We start from the raw sequence: 21,248 nt of genomic DNA on the forward strand, positions 1-21,248 counted from the left end.
GTGGAGTGGTGCGGTGACGGCTTTCGTCAAGCGTCCGTCGACCGGATGGGGGTTGGGCTTCATGCCCCGCTGGTCACTGTTCGTGGGTGGGGCCGGTGGTGAATGCAGCTTGGCCGGGACCGGCTCGACCTGACCTGATGGAGCTGGGTGCCTTGACGGAGCTCGGGCCGTGGGACGCCGCGAGGCCCGATCAGACGCTCCCCCACCCAAAAGCATGCCCTATGCCCCACTTTGCCCCACCTGGCAGGGGGTTGGGCGCCCGTCGTTCCACTCGTGCGGACCGAAAGCTCCCCTATCCGGGACTCTCGGTCCACGCACCCCCCTCTGAGCACCACCCCCGCCCCACATGCCACACCCGCCCCGAAGTCACCTGGCCCCTCCACCCACGGCGAGTGACCAGCGGGGCATGAGCCCCGGCCAGCATCCGGTCGCCGGACGCTTGACGAAAGCCGGGCCACCCCACACCACTGCCGCGTGCCCCGCAGGGCGAACCGGCCCGCAGCCTGCAATCCACCGACGGAACAGACGTGTTTCCCAGTGGACCCTTCCCCCCCGCCCCCTCCCCCCTGCCTTTTCCAGCGGTGCAGGGACGGGGGTCAAGGGTGGAGCGCAGCGGAATCGGCGAAGCCGACGCGACGGAGGAGCGCCCTTGACGCCCGGCCCGGAACCGCGACCATCGGATCAGGGAGGGGGCGGACCGCCCGCCATAACGCACCCCCGGCCCGCCCCGACAGGCACCGCCCGAACCCGCACCCGCCCCCCCATCAGTGGTCCTCGCGCCGGGGTTCCCTCGGTGCGGGAGCGAAGACCAGTGCTCCTGCCGCCAGGGCCAGCGCGATCCCGGCCACCACGAAGTCCCATAGCGGAGCGCCGGTCGCGGGCTGCGTCACGTCCCCGTGGCCGCGCTTCTGGCGAGCGTGAACCAGACCGCTTTCGCCCGGGGTGAGCAGGCTCCGTAGATCGTCGCGCCCCACGCGTGGGCGAGCGTGTTCACGAGGTGCAGCCCCTGACCGTCCTCGAACTCCTGGCCCGCGCAACGGCTCTGCGGCATCGGCAGGGCCCAGGGTTTGTCGTCCGTGACGGAGACGGTGACCTGCTTCCTGTTGACGGTCACGTCGATACGGATCTGCCGTGTGCGGGTGTGCCGATGCGCGTTGGTGACGATCTCGGTGACGCACAGGCGGGCGTCGTCCACGAGCGTGGAGTGCCTGCCGACACGCAGAAGTGATCCGACGAAATCCCTTGCGATTCTGGGGGCGTTCACCGTGTTCGGTACGGCGAGCCGAAAGATCTCGCCGCCCTGCGGCGCCGGTGGTGGCGCCGGAAGGGCGGGAGGTGCGGGAAAGGCGGTAACGGTGGTCATGTCGTCGTCTCCCAACGCGGTCTGAGCTGGTTGCGCTGCTCGCCATGCGTGGCATCGGCCGTACCTGCGCAGGGGTCAGGGCGCGCTGGGGCGGCTGCACTTCGGTCTTACTGACGTGCGACGCGGTGCGTTGAGTACGTTAGCGGCTAAGTATCAGTTTTGGTACCTGAATGGATACGCTCTGCGACAACGAGTCGTCGATGACGCACGAGCCGCACTGAGATCTGACGAAGGAGAAGGCGATGCCACCCAGGAAGTCACCCACGGCACGGCAGCGCAGGCTGGGCACCGAACTGCGCAAGATGCGTGAGCATGCCGGCCTCGCGCCTGCCGCAGCCGCAGCGTTGCTCGGCACGGATCGCACCACCATCAGCAACACCGAATCAGGGCGGTTCGGTGTGAGTGGCGAGCGGGTACGTACGTGGGCCGGACACTACGAGTGTCCCGACGCGGCATACATCGAAGCGCTCGCGGGAATGGCTTCGGAGCGCATAAACGGGTGGTGGGAGGACTATCGGGGCGACCTCTCCACAGACGCAATCGACCTGGCCGAGTTGGAGCACCACGCCGCAGGCTTCCGTTCGGTGCAGATCATGTATATGCCGGGCCTGTTGCAAACCGAGGACTATGCCCGTGCGGTCTTCGCGGAGAGCGTCCCGCCGCCCCGGCCTGCGCGTCAGCGTCGCCAGCTCTCCCATCGGCTGAGGCGTCGGGATGTGCTCGACCGGGCGGATCCGCCTGCCTGCACCTTCCTGATTCACGAAGCGGCGCTGCGGATGACGTACGGCGGCGCTGCCGTCGCGCGTAGCCAGCTTGAACACCTGTTGAAGCAGTCGGACCGTGACAACGTCACGGTCCGGGCGATCCCGTTCGCGGCGGGCGGTTTCCCGTTTGCCAGCAGTTCGGCACACTACGTCTACGGTCCTGTTCCGCAGCTCGACACCGTGCAGACGGACACCGCGACCGGTTCTGGATTTCTGGATTCCGAAACGAGTCTAGAGAACTGGAGAGTCGCGCTGGATCGGACGGAGGAGAAGTCGCTCGATCCTGAGGGCTCGCGGGACTTCATCCGTAAGATCGCAAAACAGGTTTGAATATGAAGGCGTGAAATCATGGAAGTTCAGTGGCGTAAGTCCTCCAAGTCTTCGAACGCCGAGGGTTCCGATTGTCTGGAACTGGCCGTGCACGAAGGCGAGATCCTGATGCGAGAGAGCGACAACCCCAACGTCGTCATCCGTACGACCCGTGCCAAGCTCCGTGCCTTCCTCGGCGGCGCCAAGGAAGGGGAGTTCGACGACTTGGCCTGAGGTGCCAAGTGGTTGACGCGGGCGGTCCCCATCGGCGCAGGTGGGGGCCGCCCGGTCTGCTGTCGTAGCAGGTGTGGCTATGTATCGACTCACACGTTAGACGTCAAACACTTGATACGCACCTCTGGGTGACACTATGGTCGCCCTGTGTCGCCGATCTGCTGATCTGCCGGTCGGCGTAACTCTCCTCGCGACTGCGCCAGTTGGGAGAGCACCGATGGGCCCGTCCCCGCTCGCCGCTCGTCACGCCGGCCAAGAGCGAGGGCGGGCGTCGTCGCCCCGAGGGGGACGTTCAGGTCAGCAGGTCGACCATGCCCGCGAAGCCCTCCCGTCCGCCCCCGGTCTCCGCCCGGCGCCGCATCAGGTCGAAGACCGGGGTCAGCAGTTCGGGGCTGACGTTCTGGTCCTGTGCCGTGGCCAGGAAGGTCTGGGCGCCCGCGACCTGCATCGCCAGGCTCGACGTGACGCCCGACTCGTAGTCGCCGCTCTCCAACTGCTGGCCGATCTGCGGGATCACCGCGGACATCGCCCCCACCCACCCCGCCAGCAGCGGCGCGAACTCTGCCGGGGAGATGTCCTTCTCCCCGCGTACCAGCGCGAACGCGTGCGCGGCGCCCGCGATCATTCCGTACATCCCGCTGAGCAGCGCCACGTCCTGGAGCGCGGCATGGCCGGGGTTCCCGCCGACGAAACGGGTGCCCGCAGGGGCCGCCAGAGTGGTGCGGTGCGTCTCGAAGAGGTCCTGGGATCCGCTGTAGAGGACGTAACCGCCTGCCTCGGGTACTCCGATCATCGGCGGTACGGCCATGATCCCGCCGCTGAGGAAACGCGCGCCGCGTGCCTCGGCCCACGCGGCGCGGGCGCGGGCCTGCGACAGGGTTCCCGTGGTGAGGTCCACCAGGTCCTTGCCGACCAGGTCGGTGTCCGCCAGTGCCCCGCCGACCGAGGCGTCGTCCAGCAGGCACGTCACGACCAGCGGGCTCGCGGCCACCGCCTCGGCGGCGCTCGCGGCGGGCCTGGCGCCTGCGGCGATCAGGGCCTCCGCTCGGCCCGGTGTGCGGTTCCAGACGGTCAGGGAGTATCCGGCCGCGAGCCAGGCGCGGGCGAACGCCGCGCCCATCGCGCCGAGTCCGAGGAGGGTGAGGGAGGGGGAAGTCGAAGGGCTGGTGGGAAGGGATACAGCGTCAGAAGCGGTGTCGGTCATGGCACTTAAGCTGGTCGACGACGCGGGGGGCCAACAAGTACCCACTTCGAAGTGCGCACTTTCCCCGAGGTATGTATCCAGTGCGTATCCCAGGTGATCCATGGGTGCGTGCGGTACGGGCGGGGGAGGGGCGAGCGCGATGGCGACCGTGGGCAGGCCGGGCGCGCCCGACGCGTACCACTGCGGGATCGACGCGGCCATGGACGTGATCGGCGGGAAGTGGAAGGTCCTGATCCTGTGGGCGCTTGAGGGGGGCCCGCGCCGCTTCGGCGCGCTCCGCCGGATGCTCCCCGGCGTCACCGAGAAGGTCCTCACCGCTCAACTGCGTGAGCTGGAGGCGCACGGCATCGTGTCCCGCGCGGTGTACGACGAGGTGCCGCCGCGTGTCGAGTACGCGCTGACCGTGTCCGGTGTCGCCCTGGAGCTGGCGCTCCGTCCGCTCGGGCTGTGGGGGCGGGAGCACGTCCTCGGGAACGTTGCGCAGGCGCCCTCCGCCGAGATCCCGTAGTCCGCCGCGCGGGTCCGGGGGGCGGCTCCCGCCGCGTTGCCCCGTTACTCCATCCGGCCATCAGTAAGGGCGAGCGCTCAAGCCGCGCCGGGGGCCGGGACGAAAGAGAGGTGTTCGGACATTGTCGGATGTGTCCTGCCCGGGACGTGTCCGGCGGTCAGTCATCTGCAAGGAGTACACATATGCGCCTGCGCGCACGCTGGGCATCGGCCGCCCTTCTGCTGCTCGTTCCCCTGCTCGCCGGTACCGGTACCGAGGCCATGGCGGCAGACCCCGACCGGGGCCTGGTTCCGGTGGAACGTTCCGCCCAGGCGGTTCCGGGGCAGTACATCGTCTCCCTGAAGCCCACGTTCTCGCCGTCCACCGTGGTGCGGCAGCTCCGGGTCAACCCCCTGCATACGTACGAGACGGTCTTCCCCGGATTCGCCGCCACGCTCAGCGCGTCCGAGCTGGATCTGGTCCGCCGTTTCCCGGCCGTCGCGGCCGTCGAGGAGAACGCGGTGGTCACGGCCAGTTCGGCGTCGACGAAGACCGGGGCCCTGGCGGGCCGTCAGGCGCGGGTGCCGGCGCTGAGCTGGGGGCTGGACCGGATCGACCAGCGGAATCTGCCGCTCGACGGGCAGTACGACGTGAAGGGCACCGGCAGGGGCGTCACCGCGTACATCGTCGACTCGGGGATCGAGACCGCGCACAGCGAGTTCGGCGGCCGGGCGAGCGTCGGCTTCGACTCGGTCGGTGACGGGCGGAACGGGCAGGACTGCAACTCCCACGGCACGCATGTCGCGGGCACCGTCGGCGGTTCCGACTACGGCGTGGCGCGTGAGGCCTCGCTCGTCTCCGTCCGGGTGCTCGGCTGCGACGGTCAGGGCACCTGGGCCGGGGTCATCGCCGGGTTCGACTGGGTGGCCAAGAACGCCAGGGGGCCGGCCGTCATGAACGCGTCCATCGGCGGATCCAGGTCCACGGCCGTGAACGCGGCGGTCAACTCCGTTGCCGACAGCGGTGTCCCGCCGGTCGTCGCGGCCGGCAACGAGAACCAGAACGCCTGTGACGTCTCGCCCGCCAGTGCGTCCAAGGTGATCACGGTCGGCGCCACCGACCGGGAGGACCGGCAGGCCACCTTCAGCAACTGGGGCCCGTGTCTGAAGCTGTACGGGCCCGGGGTCGACATCATCTCGGCGAAGCTCGGCGGCGGATACAAGTCGCTCAGCGGCACCTCGATGGCGAGCCCGCATGTCGCCGGGGTCGCCGCGCTGCTCAAGGAGAGGTACCCGACGGCCTCTCCCTCGGCCGTCTCCGCCTGGCTCGTCGAGGAGGCCGACAAGGACCTGGTGACGTCGATCGGGGCGGGCTCGCCCAACCGGCTCCTCTACACCGACGGTCTCTGACGACACCGACGGTCTCCGACGCCCGCCGCATCGTCCGGACCGCCGCATCGTCCGGACCGCCGCATCGTCCGGACCGCCACACCGTCCGGACCGCCACACCCGGACCGCCGCACCCCGTCGGCCTCCCGCCCCGGCTTCCGCTACGGGCGGGAGGCCGACGCCGTGAAACGGGACGGAGGCATCCCGAACGCGCGCGTGAACGCGGCCGTGGACGCGGTGGGGGAGGCGTGGTCGGTGCGCTCCCGGCCACCGCCGTGGTGACGGCCGCGATGCTGTTCGCGGCGTAGCGCGGGCAACCGGCGTGCCCCTGTCGGCGTCCGCGGGACTCTCCACCGGCGGGCCCCGGCCTGGTTGACTGGCGGCGATCTGTGCCCGCGCAGTACGAAGGAGACGGTCTGGTGCCTGCCCTTGGGGAGAAGTCGGTCATGGGGGCCGCGCCGGTACAGGGGAAACGTACGACCCCGGTCACCCCGGCCCCGGCTCCGGCCGCCGCGTCGCCGGAGGCCGCGTACGCCGGGCGGGCGGGCGACCCGAGTCAGGCGTCGATGCTCGCGTGGCAGGGCTCCGCGGGCAACCTGGCCGTCGTACAGAGGATGGGGGCCGGTCCGCACCGCCACGAGCCGTCGGGCAGGCCGCCGGAGGCGGGCAGGGGCGGTACGGGGACGGTGCAGCGCGCTCCGGCGCAGGTCCAGTTGGCGCGCCTGTCGAGCGGGAAGATCGCGTTCACCAACCTGAACCAGAAGAACGAGAAGTACCGCGAGAAGGCCACGCGCGTGCTCCAGCTCCTGTCGTCGCACGAGTCGATCCAGACGTATCTCGGCAACCGCAAGTGCGACATCGTCATCGAGCAGCGCATGAAGGAGACCCCGGCGGACGTGGTGGACCGCGGGGCGGAAGGCGTCGTGGTCACCCTCGCCGCCTACTACTTCGAGAGTTACGACATCGGCTATATCGCCGGCATGCTCGCCCATGAATTCGCGATTCACCCCATGGCGGACAACAAGCCTCAACTCGGTCAGGAGGAGGACGGTTTCAAGGGGCTTCCCTTCCCCGTGCCGGGTCTTGAGGAGAGCCGTGGCGGCGCCAAAATGATGAATTCCGACGATGCCAAGCAGTCCGACCATGTGCTCGGCGCGATTCCGGGCAGCCCCCGCTACGAGGTGTACAAGTCCGTCGCCCTCGAAATGGCGAATCTGCTCATGCAGGACGTGGAGAACAAGGAGCCGAACGCCAAGGCGCAGGACGTCACCGATCTTCTCGACTGCTTCCTGATGGATGTCGCGAGTATCGCGGCGACCAACGACGACCGGCTCAAGGGCACGCCGGAGAAGTCCGGCGCGATGCAGGTCCGCAAGGACATCGCGTCGGTCTACAACCGGTACAAGGCGCTGGTGAGCGCGGGTTTGCCGGACTCGTCCCCGATCAAGCCGTTCTTCCCGCAGGACAAGACCCATTGGGGCGTTCTGAAGGACTTCGCGACCCTCGCGACCAGGGCCGCGGGCGGGGCGGTGGGTGCGCCGAGCATCGACAAGGGTGACGACGGCTGAGGTGCGACGCCGGGCGGCCCCGGTGCGGGGCCCGGCGGCTGAGGTGCGCTGCCGGTTCGGGTGCGGCGCGCTGCCGGGCGGGTGAGGCGCGCGGCGCGAGGGCAGGAAGCGTGCCTCCGGCGATGTCCTCGGGGCCCTTCAGTCCTTCGCCCCTCCCGGGGTTCGATGGCGGGTCGGCTCCCGCTCTCCGCGGCGGCGTGTTCCTCCGAGTGTCACCCGGTGGTGTATTCCTTTAGTGACGTGTACCCGTCATAATCCGAGGGCTGTTTTCCCCTGCCCTTTACGGACGACGGAGGCACCCCCACATGAGCGCATCTCCCGGTACCCGCCGCGGCTTTCTCGCCGGCGCCCTCGCCGCATCCGCCACCGCGCTGGTGGGCGCGGGCGGCGCGACCGCCTTCGCCGCCACGTCGGCCGCACCCGCCGTACCGGCCGCCCGGACCTCGCGGGCCACCTCCCCGCGCGTCCTCGCCAGCCATGACTGGATGGGCGGCTTCGCCGACTCCACCCCCGTGCAGCGCCTGACCATCCCCGGTACGCACAACTCCGGCGCCCGCTCCGGCGGGCTCTACGTGGCCTGCCAGAACACCTCCATAGCCGACCAGTTGACCAGCGGCGTCCGCTTCCTGGACATCCGCTGCCGGCTGTTCGAGGGGGCGTTCACCATCCACCACGCCGCGTACTACCAGAACCTGAACTTCGACGACGTCCTCAACGCCTGCCGCGACTTCCTGCGGGCCAACCCCTCCGAGACCGTCCTCATGCGGGTCAAGCAGGAGTACTCCAGCGAGAGCGACGCGGAGTTCCGGCGGATCTTCGACACGTATCTCGACGGCAAGGGCTGGCGTTCCCTCTTCCGGCTCGACGGCGGGCTGCCCACGCTCGGCGAGGCGCGCGGCCGGGTCGTGCTGCTCGGGGACAACGGCGGACTGCCCGGCCTGCGGTACGGGGACGGCGGGCTCTTCGACATCCAGGACGACTACCAGGCGGAGCCGGGCGCCAAGTACCCCAAGATCGAGGCCCAGTTCCGCAAGGCCGCGACGCAGCCGGGCAAGCTGTACGTCAACTACGTCAGTACGGCGGCGCTGTTGCCGCCCCGGTGGAACTCCGACCGGCTCAACCCGCAGGTGCACACCTTCCTGGACGGGTCGGAGGCGAGCGGCTGGCGGGGCCTCGGGATCGTACCGCTGGACTTCCCCGCCACCCGGTCCGGACTGGTGGAGTCGCTGATACGGCACAACGGCTGAGCGCGGCGGGGGCGGAGCGGGGGAGCGGCAGGGGCCGGGCGCGGGTGGGCGGAATCGCGAGATCCCCCACATGAATAGCCGGATGTTACTGGGCAAAAGGTCTGATATCGCCGCCGGAACGGGTGTGCTCGATCGGCCGGGCGTGTTGGGATGAGCCGATGCGACCCCCCACCCGCATACCCGAGCACCTGTCCGCCCCCGAACCGCACGGCGAGCCCGCCCCCACCCCGCGGACCGCGCCGAACCCGTATGACGAGCTGGCCCAACTCGCCACACCCGAGGACGAGTTCACCCATGAGCCGCGCGGCCCGCGGGATCTGGGGCTGACTTCCGACCGGGACGACGAGGACTGGACCCCACCCGACCACAGGAAGAGCGGGAAGCGCGTACGGAGAGGGCGCTGGGGCCGCCGCCTCGGCTCCCTCTCCGCCGCGCTGAAACTGAGCGTCACGCTCGTCGCCTGTATGGCGTTCCTGCTGCTCGCGGACCGTGCCGCCCTGCTCTACGCGCAGGACAAGGCCGAGGAGAAGCTCCAGAAGTCGCTCGGCCTGGCGACCCCTCCGGCCGTCGACATCCACGGCTTCCCCTTCCTCACCCAGGTCATCGGCAAGCGGCTCGACCGCGTCGACGTCACCGTCCCCCATGTCGCCGCCGACCGGGTCTCGCTGGCCGAGGTACGGGCCAGCGCCAGTGACATCCGGGTCGTCGGCGATCTGCCCACCGCCGTCAAGGGCGCGGTCGTCAGCCGGATGGACGGCGACGTCCTGCTCAGCTTCGACGACCTCAACCGCGAGCTGGGCGCCTCCCAGGTCACGTTCACCGACAACGGCGCCGGCTCCGTACGGCTGGCGGGGTCGCTGCCCGTGGCCGGCTACGACCTGCGGGTACGGGCCGTGGCGCATATCAGGAACGAGGGCGGCAGGGCGGTGTCCACCACGTCGACGGCATGCGGCTCGACATCCCCGGAGTGGCCACGTACCGGCCCGGCAAGGACCGCGCCCACTCCGGGCTGCGGCTGGCGCCCGAGGCCGCCGGGCTGATCGCGAAGGAGAAGAGCCGCGCCAGGGAACTGCTGGAGGTGCCCGCCGTCGTGAGGGCGCTCGGGGTGGAGCGGACGGACGTGGACCGGGCGCTGCGCAGCGAGGAGGCCCTGAGCCGGTTCACCGGGCGGCCGGGCTTCGTCCAGGAGCTGATGCGGCTCAACCTGGTCGATGTCGTCGCGGGCGACCCCGGGCTGCTGAAGCGCGCCGGAATCGATCCTGCGCTGGTCGACGCTCTGCTCAACCTCCGCCCGCCGGAGCTGTCCGACCGGCTCTCGCTCTCCTTCAAGCTGCCGAAGACCCCTGGTGACCTGCGGTTGCAGCACATCACCGTGGAGCCGGAGGGGATCAGGGCGCGGCTGGTGGGGTCGGCGGTGCGGCTGGGCGGAGCGACGTAAGGGGAGGACGGCGGGGCGGGGTCCCGCCACGTGTGCACCGGCGGGGCTCGCCCGGCGGAGTCCGCCGAGTGGGCACCCGGCGGGTCCCGCCCGGCGGGCTCACACCCGGTGCGCGCCGCCCATGCCGTTCATGCCGCCCATGCCGTCCGGACCGCCCATGCCGTCCGGCGGTGGCGTCGGCGCGCCCGGAATGCGGATCGACGCGACCGTTCCGCCGCCCGCCGCCTGGCGCAGCGCGATGTCGCCGCCCGCCTGCTGGACCGTACGGGCCACGATCGACAGACCGAGACCCGAGCCGGGCAGCGCGCGCGCCGACGGGGAGCGCCAGAAGCGTTCGAAGACGTGCGGCAGCTCCTCGGCGGGGATGCCGGGGCCGTGGTCCCGTACGGTCAGCTCGCCGTTGCCGCCGGGGCCGCCGCTCAGCGCGACCTCGACCGAGCCGCCGGACGGGCTGAACTTCACCGCGTTGTCCAGCACGTTGACCAGCGCACGCTCCAGGCTGGCCGGTTCGGCCCGTACGTACCAGGGCCGCAGCTCAGCGGCGATCGTCAGGTCGGGGCCGCGCAGCCGCGCCCGCTCCAGCGCGCTGCCCATGATCTCGTGCAGCGCGACGACCTCGACGGGCCCGGGCCCGGCCGCGTCCGGCCGCGACAGCTCCTGGAGGTCTCCGATGAGCGAGGCCAGCTCGGTCATCTGCGCCTTGACGGACGCCATGAGGGCCCTGCGGTCGGCCGGCGGGATGGCGCGGCCCGTCTCCTCGCTGCGCGCGAGCAGTTCGACGTTGGTACGGAGCGAGGTGAGCGGTGTGCGCAGCTCGTGCCCGGCGTCCGCGATGAGCTGCGACTGCCGGTCCCGGGAGGAGGCGAGGGCCGCGGTCATGGAGTTGAAGGAGCGTGACAGCCGGGCGATCTCGTCCTCGCCCTCGACGGGGATACGGACGGTGAGGTCCTCCGTACGCGCGACGTGTTCGACCGCCCGCGTGAGCCCGTTGACCGGCCGCAGCCCCGATCTGGCGACCCAGAGGCCCGCGAGGCCCGCGCCGATCACCCCGACGCCGGCGACGAGCGCGAGGAGCACGGCGAGTTCGTTGAGGGAGGCGTCGATCTCCGCGAGCGGGCGGGAGAGGGAGACGGCGATCGGCGGGCTGCCGTCGTAGGAGACGCGCCGGGTGAAGACGCGGACCTTGGCGCCCTCCTCGGTCACGCTGTCGTGCAGCGCGGTGTGCAGGGTTCCGTTCGCGACGCCGACGTCGTCCTGCTGGACGTGTACGGGCTCGGAGCCCGGGGAGACGCAGCGCTGACCGTTGGGCAGGACCACCTGGACGTAGACGAAGCCGGGGGTGGCGCCGTTCTCGGGGTTGGTGCCCGCGTCGCAGGCGGCGAGGGCGCTCTGGACGGTGCTGCGGGGCGCGGAGGAGTTCTCCAGGGAGGAGTCCAGCTCGCTCGGAAGCTGGGTACGGGTCAGCAGCCAGCAGGCGACGGCGACGGCGGCGACGGCGAGCGCGACGGCGGAGGCGACCAGCAGGGCGAGGCGGGAGCGCAGCGGAAGCGTACGGAACCGCTGGAGGGGACCGGTCACGCCGGGCCGCCGTGACGGTCGTGGCCTCTGTCATGGCTCCCGCCGTGGCTTCCGTACGCGCCGCGTCCGTCGCTTCCGCCGTGGCTTCCGTACGCGCCGCGCCCGTCGCCGGCCGGGCCGCCGCCCGCGTCGGAGCGCAGCGCGTACCCCACGCCCCGCACCGTGTGCACCAGGCGGGGTTCGCCGCCGCTCTCGGTCTTGCGGCGCAGATACATCACGTACACGTCGAGCGAGTTGGAGCTGGGTTCGAAGTCGAAGCCCCACACCGCCTTGAGGATCTGTTCCCGGGTGAGGACCTGGCGCGGGTGCGCGAGGAACATCTCCAGCAGCGTGAACTCGGTGCGGGTCAGCTCGACGCGGCGGTCACCGCGCATGACCTCGCGGGTCGTCAGGTCCATCCGCAGATCGGCGAAGGACAGCACGTTGTCGTCGGGCACCTCGCCGGTGGCGGCCCCGTACGAGCTGCGCCGCAGCAGCGCGCGGATCCGGGCGAACAGCTCGTCCAGCTCGAACGGTTTGACCAGGTAGTCGTCCGCGCCCGCGTCCAGGCCGGTGACGCGGTCGCCGACCGTGTCGCGGGCGGTGAGCATCAGGATCGGCACCTTCGAGCCGCCCGCACGCAGCCGGCGGGCGGCGGTCAGGCCGTCCATGCGCGGCATCTGGATGTCGAGGACGATCAGGTCGGGCGCGTAGGCGGCGGCCCTGGCGAGGGCGTCGACCCCGTCGACGGCGACCTCGGTCCCGTATCCGTCGAAGGCGAGGCTCCGCTGCAGGGCCTCCCGTACGGCGGGCTCGTCGTCGACGATCAGGATGCGCTGCGGACCGCGATCGCCTTCGGCGGGACTCATGGGGCTTCCACCTTGTCAGTAGGTCGGTCTCGGGCAGCGCTGCTGCGTGTCCTCAGCCTCGCACGGCGGCCGTACGGCGGCGGCCCGCTCCACGCTTCTTCCCGGCGGTGGTGGTACGGACCTCGTCCGCGCGGCGCGTGGGCGCCGCGGCCTGGACAAGATCATGGACGAGGGCGAGCGGAAGCGCCAGATCGCTCGGTCCGGCCGGACGGGTGAGGGGTGCGTCGGTGCCGTTCACAGCTCTCTCCTGGGATGTCGGGGTGCGTGGATCAGCTCGTGCCGCCGGAGCGCAGCGCCGAGAGGTCCGCCTTGACGGTGTTGACCGGGATGGCGAAGCCCAGGCCGACGCTGCCGGCGCCGGAGTCGCTGGAGGCGGAGGACGAACTCGGCGCGTACATGGCGGAGTTGATGCCGATGATCTCGCCGTTCATGTTGATCAGGGCGCCGCCGGAGTTGCCCGGGTTGAGCGAGGCGTCGGTCTGGAGCGCCTTGTACGTGGTCTTCGAGGTGCCGGTGTCGCCGTTGAACTGCCGGCCGCCGAACTCGAACGGCCAGTTGCCGCCGTTGCCGCCGCCCTGCTGTTGCTGCTGTCCCTGGTCCTGGTCCTTGGCGACGGTGACATCGCGGTTCAGGGCCGAGATGATCCCGCTGGTGACGGTGCCGGTCAGGCCCTCGGGGGAGCCGATCGCCACGACCTGGTCGCCGACCTTCACCTGGCTGGAGTCGCCGAGCGAGGCCGTCTTCAGACCGCTCGCGCCCTCCAGCTTGATCAGCGCGAGGTCCTTGTCGGCGTCGGTGCCGATGATCCGGGCGGTGTACGTCTTGCCGGTGCTGAGCTGGACCTTCACGGAGGAAGCCCCGGAGATGACGTGGTTGTTGGTGATGATCTCGCCGTCGGACGTGATGATCACGCCGGAGCCGGTGGCCTCACCGCTGTTCGAGGCCGCGTTGATCTCGACGATCGTCGGCGACACGGACTGCGCGACCCCCGCCACGGTGCCCGCGCTGCTCTGCGAGACGGTCGTCCCGTGGATGGCGGTGTCGCCGTTGCCGACGCCGGCGTCGTTCCCCGTGTACGCGCCGACCAGCGCGGCCGACCCACCCCCCACCACAGCCGCGGCCAGCGCGACGGCGGCCAGCAACGCGACGGGCCTCTTGGCGCGCCGCGGGGTCGTCGCCGCGCCGGGAACGGCGGAATATACCGGACCGTACGGGGGCGGCGGCGGGTACGCCGGGCCCTGGAACCCCTGGGTGGGGTGCTGCTGCGTGCTGTCTGCGTCGCCGCTGCCGCGGTAGTTGTCGGTCATGTCAACGACTGTGGGCGCCGTACATGAGAACAGGCTGAGGAGGCGCTGAGAAGGGCAACAAAACCGCGTATGCCCCATATAAAGGCCCGTAGGCGAGGGCCTGGCGGAAGGCGTCGCACCAGGACGGCCGGTCGTCCGGGTACCGGTCGCGATTCTCTGGCCGGATGCGCATGTGGTCACCCCTCCGCGCTGCCCCGGTCGGCGGCTCCCTGCCCCCGAACTGCCAGCACTGGACAAGTAGTTGATGCTTCATGTAAAAAAGATGACGCATCAACTAAATAGTTGGTGCATGGCCCGCACTCCTGAGGAGATCTCTATGAGCACGTCGTCGAAGGCCGGCCTCGAAGCCCTGCTGACCCCCGAGGAGAGCATCCTGGTACTGATCGATCACCAGCCGTACCAGTTCGCCAACATCAACAGCCACGAGCCGATGATGGTCACCAACAACGTCGTGGGCTTGGCCAAGGCGGCCAAGGGCTACGGCGTCCCGACGATCCTGACCACGGTCATTGAAGATCGCGGGGGCCTGCTGATCCCGCAGCTGCAGGACGTCTTTCCTGACCAGAAGCCGATCAACAGGACCTTCATCAACACCTGGGAGGACCAGGTCGTGGTGGACGCCGTGAAGGCCACCGGACGCAAGAAGCTGATCATCGCCGGTCTGTGGACGGAGGTCTGCGTGGCCCTGCCCGCCATCCAGGCGGCGGGCGAAGGCTTCGACGTCTACGTCGTGACCGACGCCTCCGGCAGTGGGTCGGCCGAGGGTCACGACATGGCGGTACGGCGCATGGTCCAGGCTGGGGTCGTGCCGATCACCTGGCTGGCCGTGATGAGCGAGTGGCAGCGTGACTGGGCCCGGACGGACCGCATCACGCCGGAGGACCAGATGGCGGTCCTGGAGCACGCGGGTGCCACCGGGATCGTGACGGTCTGGGAGCGGCAGCTCCTGAACACCCCGGTCGCCGAGACAGCCGGGGCGTAACGGCGGGGGCGTTGGGGGCGGTCCCGGTACCGGAGTGCCGCCCCCTGGTCATCGCGCGGCCGCCCAAGAGGCTCGGCCCGTCGGCCCGTCGGCCCGTCGGCCCGTCGGCCCGTCGGCCCGTCAGCCGGTCAACCCGTCGGCCCGTCAGCCGGTCAACCCGTCAGCCCGTCAGCCGTCGGCCCGTCCGGCGTGAAGGCGTCGCCCCGGACCGCGCCGCGGCGGTGGTGCGTACACCCAGCCTCTTGGATGACGCATCGACCAGTTCACTACACTCGGCCTTGTGACTGACGGGGTGAACTGGCTGACGGCGGAGGAGCAACACGCGTGGAGAAGTTTCGTCCGGTTGCATGAGCGGCTGATCGGCCGCCTGTCGCGTCTGCTGCAGACGGAATCCCATGTGGCGGCGGCGGATTACGCGGTCCTGGTCAACCTGACGGATGTGCCGGAGGGCCGTCAGCGGTATCAGGATCTCGCGCGGGCGCTGGAGTGGGAGAAGAGCCGGATGTCCCACCACATCACGCGAATGATCGGGCGGGGGCTGGTGGTGCGGGAGGACTGTCCGGAGGACGGACGGGGTGCCTTCGCGGTGATCACGGAAGCGGGCCGCGAGGCCATCGCGGCGGCGGCCCCGCTGCACGTGGAGGCCGTCCGGTCCCTTTTCCTGGACCATCTCACCGCGGCGGAGCTCCGAACCCTCGCCGAAATCTCCGTCCGCGTGGTGGACAAACTGGGCGATGACGCCTGAACGGTGAGCGTCGGCCCGCCTGAGGAACTGGCAGCAGTTGACGGCAAAAGTCCAGCGAAGATCGAGTCGACGCTGCGCCCGGACGAGCGGCTCCAGCAGTGAGGGGCTGACAGAGCCCGAGCCGCTGCGCCCGCGAGCCCAGCAAGATCCAAACGAAAGGCTCTGAGCCAGCCCCTCCCTCCTTGTGTGATCCAGGTCTCCTTCGCGCGGTGCAGCAGATGCGGCCGCTCCGCCGTCGAGACGGGGACAGGAAGGAAGGAGCGGCGTGGATCTGGCAACCAAATGGAGTTCGCTGTTCTCCGAGGCGAGCCCGCCCGGCCTGACAGGGCGGGCCCGTCTCACCGGGCGGGCCGAGGCCGAGTGGGCGGGGACGGATCCGGGGGCGGGTTTTCATGCCTTCGTCGCCGCCCGCTCGGGGGCGCTGTTCCGGGGTGCCCTGGTGCTGACCGGAAGCCGTGAAGCGGCCGAGGATCTGGTGCAGGAGACCCTGGAACGAGCCTGCCGCCGTTGGCGCGCCATCGCCGCCAAGGACGCTCCGGACGCCTATGTGCGGCGGATCATGGTCAATCTGGCCAACGACAGGTGGCGGCGGTTCCGTCGTGTCGTACCCCAGCGGTCCCCCGGTGACGACCGGGCCGCGCCGGGGGACGAGTACGGGCGGGTCGACAGCCGGGACCAGTTGGTCCGCGCTCTGCAACGGCTGCCGGTCGGTATGCGCACGGTCGTGGTGCTGCGGTATTTCCACGACCTCTCGGATGCCGAGATCGCCGAGGACCTGCGGATCTCCCCGAGCACCGTACGGTCCCAGCTCGCCCGTGGCCTCGAACGGCTCCGGGCCCAGATACCCGCGCTCTCCGAACCTTCGTCACCGCTGCCCCGGGAAGGAACCCGATGACCGGCCACACAGCGCGGTCCTCGGACGGCCGCGGCGGTGACACCCCCTTCGAAAAGGAACTGGTAACCGCCTTGAACGACTTCGCGAACACCTCTCCCGCACCGCACTTCGACGCCGACGGCATCCAGCGCCGCGTCGGCCGCAGGCGGGTCGGGCTCATCACCGCCGTTGTCGCCGCCATCGCCGTGGCCGGCGGCGGCACCGCGCTGGCCACCGTGGCCGGCGGTGGTCCGAGCGCCCCGCCCGCCGCCGCGACCACCGCGACCGACGCGGACGCCGCCACTCTGCTGTACGGAAAGATCAAGATCGAGATGGCGGGCCTGCACCCGGATGACGCCAAGGCGCTGCTGCAGAAGGCCCAGTTGAAGCTCGGCAAGGTCGGCGAGGCGTCGTCGCCCGGCTGCAAGCCGGGTTCGGTCATCGGGGTCGACCCGCACAGCCCGAAGATCGTCGGCAACGGAGACACGGTCAACCTGACCCTCTGCGCCCGCTGACCTGAGGCGGACGTCGAGCCGCCCACCAGAAGTCCACCGGGAAAAAGGGCGGTGGCCCCGCTGTCATCGGGGCCGCCGCCCGATCTCATTCCACCACGGTCCGCCGAGGCCCCGCGGCCCCACGGCGTACGGTCTACGCGCAGCCGCAGGAGCGCCGCACGATCAGGGCCGACGGGAACTGCTTCACGCGCTCGCGGCGCGAGCCCGCCACGCGCAGGCCGTCGTCCAGGACCAGGTCCACCGCCGCCCGGGCCATCGCCGGCCGGTCGGAGGAGACCGTCGTCAGGGGCGGGTCCGTCAGGCCGGCCTCCTTGACGTCGTCGAAGCCGGCCACCGCCAGCTCGCCCGGGACGTCCAGGCGCAGCTCGCGGGCCGCGCGCAGGACGCCGATCGCCTGGTCGTCGGTGGAGCAGAAGATCGCCGGGGGCCTGTCCGGGCCCGCCAGCAGGTCCAGGGCGACCAGGTAGGCGTCGTAACGGTTGTACGGGGCCTGGAAGAGCCGGCCCTCCACCGGGAGCCCCGCCTCCAGCATCGCCCGGCGCCAGCCCTCCACGTGGTCGGCCACCGGGTCGCCGACCGCCGGGGTCGACTCGACGCCGCCGAGGCAGGCGACGTACGGGTGGCCGTGCTCCAGGAGGTGGCGGGTGGCGAGCTGTGCGCCGCCGATGTCGTCCGTGACGACCGCGACGTCGTCGATGCCCTCCGGGCGTTCGTGCAGCAGGACGACCCGGGCGTCCCACGCCTCTATCTCGGCGGCGGCGCGCTCGCTCGGGCCCTGGCTGACCAGGATCAGCCCGGAGACCCGCATGCCGAGGAAGGCCCGCAGGTAGTGGACCTCGCGCTCGTCGCGGTAGTCCGAGTTGCCGACCAGCACCATTTTCCCGCGCTCGGCCGCCGCCTGCTCCACCGCGTGCGCCATCTCCGCGAAGAAGGGCTGCCTGGCGTCGGGCACGACCATCCCTATGAGGTCGGTCCGCCGCGAGGCCATCGCCTGGGCGACCCGGTCGGGCCGGTAGCCCAGCTCCTTGATGGCGTTGACCACCCGCTCGCGCGTGGCCGGGGCGACCGGCCGGGGTCCGTTGTTGATGACATAGCTGACGACGGCGGTGGAAGTCCCCGCCAGTCGCGCCACATCGTCCCGCGTCACCTTGGCCACGCGCGGCAGTCTACGCGTGGTGACCTACCGCTGGGCAGGCCTTACGGAGGCTTCTTGGACGGCATCCTGCCCGGCGTCCGGTCCGGTGGCCTTCGCGGCGTCCTCGCCGTGCGCCCGCGCCTTCTCGTGCCGGGGCTCCGCGGCGTCCTCCGTACGGGAACTCGCGGCCTTCGCCCTGGCCTCCTCGGAGCCGCGCTCGGCCTTCTCCGGCGTGACGAAGCGGTAGCCCACGTTCCGTACGGTCCCGATGAGCGACTCGTGCTCGGGGCCGAGCTTGGCGCGCAGCCGCCGTACGTGCACGTCGACCGTGCGCGTACCGCCGAAGTAGTCGTACCCCCAGACCTCCTGGAGGAGCTGGGCGCGGGTGAAGACCCGGCCGGGGTGCTGCGCGAGGTACTTGAGCAGTTCGAACTCCTTGAAGGTCAGGTCCAGGACCCGGCCCTTGAGCTTCGCGCTGTACGTCGCCTCGTCGACCGACAGGTCCCCGTTGCGGATCTCCATCGGGGAGTCGTCGGTCTGGATCTGCTGCCGGCCCATCGCGAGCCGCAGCCGCGCCTCGACCTCGGCCGGTCCCGCGGTGTCGAGCAGGACGTCGTCGATGCCCCAGTCGGCGGTGACGGCGGCGAGACCGCCCTCCGTCACGACGAGGATCAGCGGGCAGCCGGGCCCGGTGGAGCGCAGGAGCTGGCAGAGCGACCGGACCTGCGGGAGGTCACGGCGGCCGTCGATGAGGATCACATCGGCACCGGGGGTGTCGACGAGGGCAGGCCCTTCGGCGGGGGCCACCCGCACGTTGTGGAGGAGCAGTCCGAGCGCGGGCAGCACCTCCGTGGAGGGCTGGAGAGCGTTGGTCAGGAGCAGCAGAGAACTCATCGCCGCCCACCTGCTTCGGCCGGACTCCTGTCAGGACAGTTGTCCGGACTCTTGTCGTTCACGGTTCGTTTGCCCATTACGTCGGTTCCTCCTCGGTCCCTGCGAGGACGTATGCGGCACTGCCTACTGCTTACTGCTTTTGTACTGCCGTACGGTCCGTGCTGCCCCTCGTCCACGGGGGCGCGGCCCGGATGTCCGTGTCTTCCGTCTGTGACATCTGGCTGTAACAACGGTCGGAAAACACAAAAGGACCCGGGGGCTGCATTGCCCGGATCCTCTTCGGAGCAGAATAACCCACATTCGGTCCGTGTCGGAGGGGCAATCTCGCAGATCATGCACCGACTCGGGGGCGGAGACCCTCTGGAGCGGGCCCGGGACGTGCGCGAAATGGCGGTGTACTGCCTGTGTACGGGGGGTTTCACGCGGGACTTGGACGGTAGACGAACCGGCCCCGAACGGGCGGATCGCACAGGGGGCGCACAGAGGCGTGGCCGCGCCGTCATCATGGGATCCGACGAAGGACGGTGAAGCCGGGGAACGGCGGGTACCGGAAGACGGCAGGACGACGAGAGGAGCCGCCCCATGGCGGTGGGCACGATCCGCTACTGGGCCGCGGCCAGAGCGGCCGCGGGCGTCGCGGAGGAGCCGTACACGGCGGAGAGCCTGGCCGAGGCGCTCGACGGCGCGCGGGTCAGACACCCCGGTGAACTGACCCGGGTACTCCAGAGGTGTTCGTTCATTGTCGACGGTGACCCCGTGGGCACCCGTGGGCATGAGACCGTACGCCTTGCCGAGGGCGGCACGGTCGAGGTGCTCCCGCCGTTCGCAGGAGGGTGAACCGCACAACATGAGCAACGATCCGCAGTACCCGTACGGGCAGCAGAACCCGTACGGGCAGCAGGACGGGCAGCCGGATCCGTACGCAGAGCCGGACCCGTACGGGCGGCAGGGGCAGACGCCGTACGTTCCCCAGCCCCCGCAGTCTCCCCAGCCCCCGGCGCGGGCGTGGGCCGAACCCGAGCAGGCCGCGGCGGGGCAGCCGGACGGGGGCGCCGCCCAGACGTGGGAGGGGCAGACCTGGGACACCCAGTACCAGCCCCACGTCCAGCCGCTTGTCCAGCCCCCGGTCCAGCCCCAGCCCCACGCGCCGCAGCCCTCGGCCCAGCCTCACCGCCCGGCCCACGGGCAGGCGTCGTACGGGCCGCCCCCGGCCCAGGCCCAGCCGTATCAGCAGCAGGCCGCCGCCGCTGCCGACACCGCGTACCTGCCGCCCCAGAGCGCCTACACGCCCCCGTCGCAGGCGGCGCCCGCTCCGGCGGCCGCCCCGTCTCCCGCGCCCGCGCAGGCGCCCCCGTACGCCCCCCAGCCCCCGCAGGCCGCAGGCCCCCTCGGCGCGGCCGGCTACAGCGCGCCCACCACCCTCGGCAACGCCCGCGTCACCGACGCCCAGCGCGCCCGCGCCGAGGGCCGGTCGCCGATCATCCCGCCGGGCATGCAGCCGGCCGGGCTGACGGCGGCGCTGGGGCTGCTGCTCGCCGGGGGCGCGGCCCTCGGCCCGTACGCGCTGCTCGTCCCGCTCGTGCTGCTCCAGGCCGTCACGGCGGCCGGCTGGTTCCGGCTGAACGGCATGTGGCCGGCCCGCCAGGGCATCGCGCTCGCCTTCCTCGGCGGGCTCGTCGCGGATATCGCCGTGCTCGCCGCGGGCCGGGCGAACGGGCCCGCCGCGATCATCGGCACCCTCGGGGTGTGGGTGCTGCTCGTCCTCGTCCTGCAACTGCGCAGCCGCGCGAGCGCCGACGAGCGGATGACCGGGCTGATGGCCACGGTCGTCTCCGCCGCGCTCGCCATCCTCGCCGCCGGCCATCTCGCGGGCGCCCCGGACGCGGTCGTCGTCGGCGGCGTCGCGGTCGCCGCGGCGACGGTGGCCCGCGCACTGCCGCTCCCGGGGTTCGTCTCGGTCGTGGTGGCCCTGCTGGCCGGCGCGGGCGGCGGGATCGTGGCGGGCGGGATGACGGACCCCGGCGCCGCCGGGGGCGCGCTGCTGGGGCTCGGGGCGGGCGTCTGCGCGCTGGTCGGGCTGCGTGCGGCGAGCTACGACTACCCGTCCAAGTTCGTGCACATGACGGCCGGGGTGGCGCTGCCCCTCACGGCCGCCGCGCCCGCCGTCTACCTGCTGGGCCGCGCGCTGTCCTGACACGGAGCGCGGCCGAGGCGTACGGCGGCCGGGGGCGGGAACCCGTACGCCGGGAACCGTACGTCTTCGCCGTACGTCGATCAGTCCGGCGGTCCGGCATCACCGGCAGCTCGACCGGCACGGACCTCACCAGGGGCCGGCCGGGGAACGAACCGGACCGCGGAACCGGTCCTG

The 21,248-nt window shown here is 71.1% G+C and carries 22 protein-coding genes and 1 pseudogene; 14 read left to right on the forward strand and 9 right to left on the reverse strand.

Annotated elements, in window-relative coordinates:
• Window positions 1-764: 764 nt before the first annotated feature.
• Together ACIQ7D_RS16175 and ACIQ7D_RS16180 are read right to left on the reverse strand one after the other, a co-directional pair.
• The gene (locus tag ACIQ7D_RS16175; RefSeq protein ID WP_403937956.1) at window positions 765-890 is read right to left on the reverse strand and encodes a hypothetical protein; all 126 of its coding nucleotides are present in this window, start codon (window positions 888-890) and stop codon (window positions 765-767) included.
• Complete coding sequence (locus tag ACIQ7D_RS16180) at window positions 887-1,363, reverse strand: ATP-binding protein (RefSeq protein WP_403937957.1); 477 nt, start codon at window positions 1,361-1,363, stop codon at window positions 887-889. Before ACIQ7D_RS16180 ends, ACIQ7D_RS16175 begins: the two co-directional genes overlap by 4 nt.
• Window positions 1,364-1,605: 242 nt before the next feature.
• On the opposite strand from ACIQ7D_RS16180, the gene ACIQ7D_RS16185 reads away from it, so the two are divergent.
• Together ACIQ7D_RS16185 and ACIQ7D_RS16190 are read left to right on the forward strand one after the other, a co-directional pair.
• Window positions 1,606-2,457, forward strand: a complete 852-nt coding sequence (locus ACIQ7D_RS16185; RefSeq protein ID WP_403937959.1) for a DUF5753 domain-containing protein — start codon at window positions 1,606-1,608, stop codon at window positions 2,455-2,457.
• 18 nt (window positions 2,458-2,475) lie between these two features.
• Window positions 2,476-2,670: a DUF397 domain-containing protein gene (locus ACIQ7D_RS16190; RefSeq protein WP_403937960.1), complete on the forward strand. Its 195-nt coding sequence runs from the start codon at window positions 2,476-2,478 to the stop codon at window positions 2,668-2,670.
• Window positions 2,671-2,962: 292 nt separating this feature from the next.
• On the opposite strand, the gene ACIQ7D_RS16195 is transcribed toward ACIQ7D_RS16190, so the two are convergent.
• Window positions 2,963-3,874: an NAD(P)-dependent oxidoreductase gene (locus ACIQ7D_RS16195; protein ID WP_403937962.1), complete on the reverse strand. Its 912-nt coding sequence runs from the start codon at window positions 3,872-3,874 to the stop codon at window positions 2,963-2,965.
• Window positions 3,875-4,013: 139 nt separating this feature from the next.
• On the opposite strand from ACIQ7D_RS16195, the gene ACIQ7D_RS16200 reads away from it, so the two are divergent.
• From ACIQ7D_RS16200 to ACIQ7D_RS16225, 6 genes are all read left to right on the forward strand, one after another.
• Window positions 4,014-4,382 (forward strand): winged helix-turn-helix transcriptional regulator, encoded by a 369-nt coding sequence (locus tag ACIQ7D_RS16200; RefSeq protein WP_403937964.1) that lies wholly within the window; start codon window positions 4,014-4,016, stop codon window positions 4,380-4,382.
• A 182-nt stretch (window positions 4,383-4,564) separates the two neighbouring features.
• Window positions 4,565-5,770, forward strand: coding sequence for a S8 family peptidase (locus tag ACIQ7D_RS16205; RefSeq protein ID WP_403937967.1), 1,206 nt, complete (start codon window positions 4,565-4,567; stop codon window positions 5,768-5,770).
• Between the two features lie 398 nt (window positions 5,771-6,168).
• On the forward strand, window positions 6,169-7,317 hold the full coding sequence (locus ACIQ7D_RS16210) for a hypothetical protein (protein WP_403937969.1): 1,149 nt from the start codon (window positions 6,169-6,171) through the stop codon (window positions 7,315-7,317).
• Window positions 7,318-7,622: 305 nt separating this feature from the next.
• Window positions 7,623-8,564: a phosphatidylinositol-specific phospholipase C gene (locus ACIQ7D_RS16215; protein WP_403937971.1), complete on the forward strand. Its 942-nt coding sequence runs from the start codon at window positions 7,623-7,625 to the stop codon at window positions 8,562-8,564.
• Between the two features lie 158 nt (window positions 8,565-8,722).
• Entirely contained in the window at window positions 8,723-9,604 is an 882-nt protein-coding gene (locus ACIQ7D_RS16220; RefSeq protein ID WP_403937972.1) for a DUF2993 domain-containing protein, read from the forward strand.
• Window positions 9,532-10,002 carry a hypothetical protein gene (locus tag ACIQ7D_RS16225; protein WP_403937974.1) on the forward strand — a complete coding sequence of 157 codons (471 nt, stop codon included), beginning with the start codon at window positions 9,532-9,534 and terminating at the stop codon, window positions 10,000-10,002. Before ACIQ7D_RS16220 ends, ACIQ7D_RS16225 begins: the two co-directional genes overlap by 73 nt.
• Before the next feature lie 99 nt (window positions 10,003-10,101).
• Here the strand turns inward: ACIQ7D_RS16225 and ACIQ7D_RS16230 are convergent, their stop codons facing one another.
• The 4 genes and pseudogenes from ACIQ7D_RS16230 to ACIQ7D_RS16245 form a co-directional block, all read right to left on the reverse strand.
• On the reverse strand, window positions 10,102-11,580 hold the full coding sequence (locus ACIQ7D_RS16230) for a sensor histidine kinase (RefSeq protein ID WP_403937975.1): 1,479 nt from the start codon (window positions 11,578-11,580) through the stop codon (window positions 10,102-10,104).
• Window positions 11,581-11,699: 119 nt separating this feature from the next.
• Window positions 11,700-12,428, reverse strand: a pseudogene (locus tag ACIQ7D_RS16235) (response regulator transcription factor); the annotation flags it as partial.
• Between the two features lie 52 nt (window positions 12,429-12,480).
• A complete protein-coding gene (locus tag ACIQ7D_RS16240; RefSeq protein ID WP_403937977.1) occupies window positions 12,481-12,666 on the reverse strand; it encodes a hypothetical protein in 186 nt (61 codons plus the stop codon).
• Between the two features lie 31 nt (window positions 12,667-12,697).
• Window positions 12,698-13,735 (reverse strand): S1C family serine protease, encoded by a 1,038-nt coding sequence (locus tag ACIQ7D_RS16245; protein ID WP_403937979.1) that lies wholly within the window; start codon window positions 13,733-13,735, stop codon window positions 12,698-12,700.
• 316 nt (window positions 13,736-14,051) lie between these two features.
• Between ACIQ7D_RS16245 and ACIQ7D_RS16250 the strand changes: the two genes are divergently transcribed.
• The 4 genes from ACIQ7D_RS16250 (at window position 14,052) to ACIQ7D_RS16265 (ending at window position 16,851) form a co-directional block, all read left to right on the forward strand.
• The gene (locus ACIQ7D_RS16250; protein WP_403937981.1) at window positions 14,052-14,717 is read left to right on the forward strand and encodes a hydrolase; all 666 of its coding nucleotides are present in this window, start codon (window positions 14,052-14,054) and stop codon (window positions 14,715-14,717) included.
• Between the two features lie 280 nt (window positions 14,718-14,997).
• Complete coding sequence (locus ACIQ7D_RS16255) at window positions 14,998-15,462, forward strand: MarR family winged helix-turn-helix transcriptional regulator (protein WP_403937983.1); 465 nt, start codon at window positions 14,998-15,000, stop codon at window positions 15,460-15,462.
• Window positions 15,463-15,727: 265 nt separating this feature from the next.
• A complete protein-coding gene (locus tag ACIQ7D_RS16260; protein ID WP_403937985.1) occupies window positions 15,728-16,357 on the forward strand; it encodes a SigE family RNA polymerase sigma factor in 630 nt (209 codons plus the stop codon).
• Window positions 16,354-16,851 carry a PASTA domain-containing protein gene (locus tag ACIQ7D_RS16265; protein ID WP_403937986.1) on the forward strand — a complete coding sequence of 166 codons (498 nt, stop codon included), beginning with the start codon at window positions 16,354-16,356 and terminating at the stop codon, window positions 16,849-16,851. Before ACIQ7D_RS16260 ends, ACIQ7D_RS16265 begins: the two co-directional genes overlap by 4 nt.
• 133 nt (window positions 16,852-16,984) lie before the next feature.
• Here the strand turns inward: ACIQ7D_RS16265 and ACIQ7D_RS16270 are convergent, their stop codons facing one another.
• Window positions 16,985-18,007 (reverse strand): LacI family DNA-binding transcriptional regulator, encoded by a 1,023-nt coding sequence (locus tag ACIQ7D_RS16270; protein ID WP_403937988.1) that lies wholly within the window; start codon window positions 18,005-18,007, stop codon window positions 16,985-16,987.
• Between the two features lie 24 nt (window positions 18,008-18,031).
• Window positions 18,032-18,880, reverse strand: a complete 849-nt coding sequence (locus tag ACIQ7D_RS16275; RefSeq protein WP_403937990.1) for a winged helix-turn-helix domain-containing protein — start codon at window positions 18,878-18,880, stop codon at window positions 18,032-18,034.
• A 582-nt stretch (window positions 18,881-19,462) separates the two neighbouring features.
• On the opposite strand from ACIQ7D_RS16275, the gene ACIQ7D_RS16280 reads away from it, so the two are divergent.
• Window positions 19,463-19,717 (forward strand): MoaD/ThiS family protein, encoded by a 255-nt coding sequence (locus tag ACIQ7D_RS16280; RefSeq protein ID WP_403937991.1) that lies wholly within the window; start codon window positions 19,463-19,465, stop codon window positions 19,715-19,717.
• Between the two features lie 10 nt (window positions 19,718-19,727).
• Window positions 19,728-21,074, forward strand: coding sequence for a hypothetical protein (locus ACIQ7D_RS16285; RefSeq protein WP_403937993.1), 1,347 nt, complete (start codon window positions 19,728-19,730; stop codon window positions 21,072-21,074).
• Window positions 21,075-21,248: the final 174 nt, after the last annotated feature.

This window comes from Streptomyces sp. NPDC096310 (assembly GCF_044763125.1).
In the GTDB taxonomy this organism is placed as follows: domain Bacteria; phylum Actinomycetota; class Actinomycetes; order Streptomycetales; family Streptomycetaceae; genus Streptomyces.

Excerpts from the sequence above, each read along its gene's own strand:
- ACIQ7D_RS16180 (WP_403937957.1), bottom strand. The coding sequence starts at position 1,363 with ATGACCACCGTTACCGCCTTTCCCGCACCTCCCGCCCTTCCGGCGCCA.
- ACIQ7D_RS16185 (WP_403937959.1), top strand. The coding sequence starts at position 1,606 with ATGCCACCCAGGAAGTCACCCACGGCACGGCAGCGCAGGCTGGGCACC.
- ACIQ7D_RS16190 (WP_403937960.1), top strand. The coding sequence starts at position 2,476 with ATGGAAGTTCAGTGGCGTAAGTCCTCCAAGTCTTCGAACGCCGAGGGT.
- ACIQ7D_RS16195 (WP_403937962.1), bottom strand. The coding sequence starts at position 3,874 with ATGACCGACACCGCTTCTGACGCTGTATCCCTTCCCACCAGCCCTTCG.
- ACIQ7D_RS16200 (WP_403937964.1), top strand. The coding sequence starts at position 4,014 with ATGGCGACCGTGGGCAGGCCGGGCGCGCCCGACGCGTACCACTGCGGG.
- ACIQ7D_RS16205 (WP_403937967.1), top strand. The coding sequence starts at position 4,565 with ATGCGCCTGCGCGCACGCTGGGCATCGGCCGCCCTTCTGCTGCTCGTT.
- ACIQ7D_RS16215 (WP_403937971.1), top strand. The coding sequence starts at position 7,623 with ATGAGCGCATCTCCCGGTACCCGCCGCGGCTTTCTCGCCGGCGCCCTC.
- ACIQ7D_RS16220 (WP_403937972.1), top strand. The coding sequence starts at position 8,723 with ATGCGACCCCCCACCCGCATACCCGAGCACCTGTCCGCCCCCGAACCG.
- ACIQ7D_RS16245 (WP_403937979.1), bottom strand. The coding sequence starts at position 13,735 with ATGACCGACAACTACCGCGGCAGCGGCGACGCAGACAGCACGCAGCAG.
- ACIQ7D_RS16250 (WP_403937981.1), top strand. The coding sequence starts at position 14,052 with ATGAGCACGTCGTCGAAGGCCGGCCTCGAAGCCCTGCTGACCCCCGAG.
- ACIQ7D_RS16265 (WP_403937986.1), top strand. The coding sequence starts at position 16,354 with ATGACCGGCCACACAGCGCGGTCCTCGGACGGCCGCGGCGGTGACACC.
- ACIQ7D_RS16275 (WP_403937990.1), bottom strand. The coding sequence starts at position 18,880 with ATGAGTTCTCTGCTGCTCCTGACCAACGCTCTCCAGCCCTCCACGGAG.
- ACIQ7D_RS16280 (WP_403937991.1), top strand. The coding sequence starts at position 19,463 with ATGGCGGTGGGCACGATCCGCTACTGGGCCGCGGCCAGAGCGGCCGCG.
- ACIQ7D_RS16285 (WP_403937993.1), top strand. The coding sequence starts at position 19,728 with ATGAGCAACGATCCGCAGTACCCGTACGGGCAGCAGAACCCGTACGGG.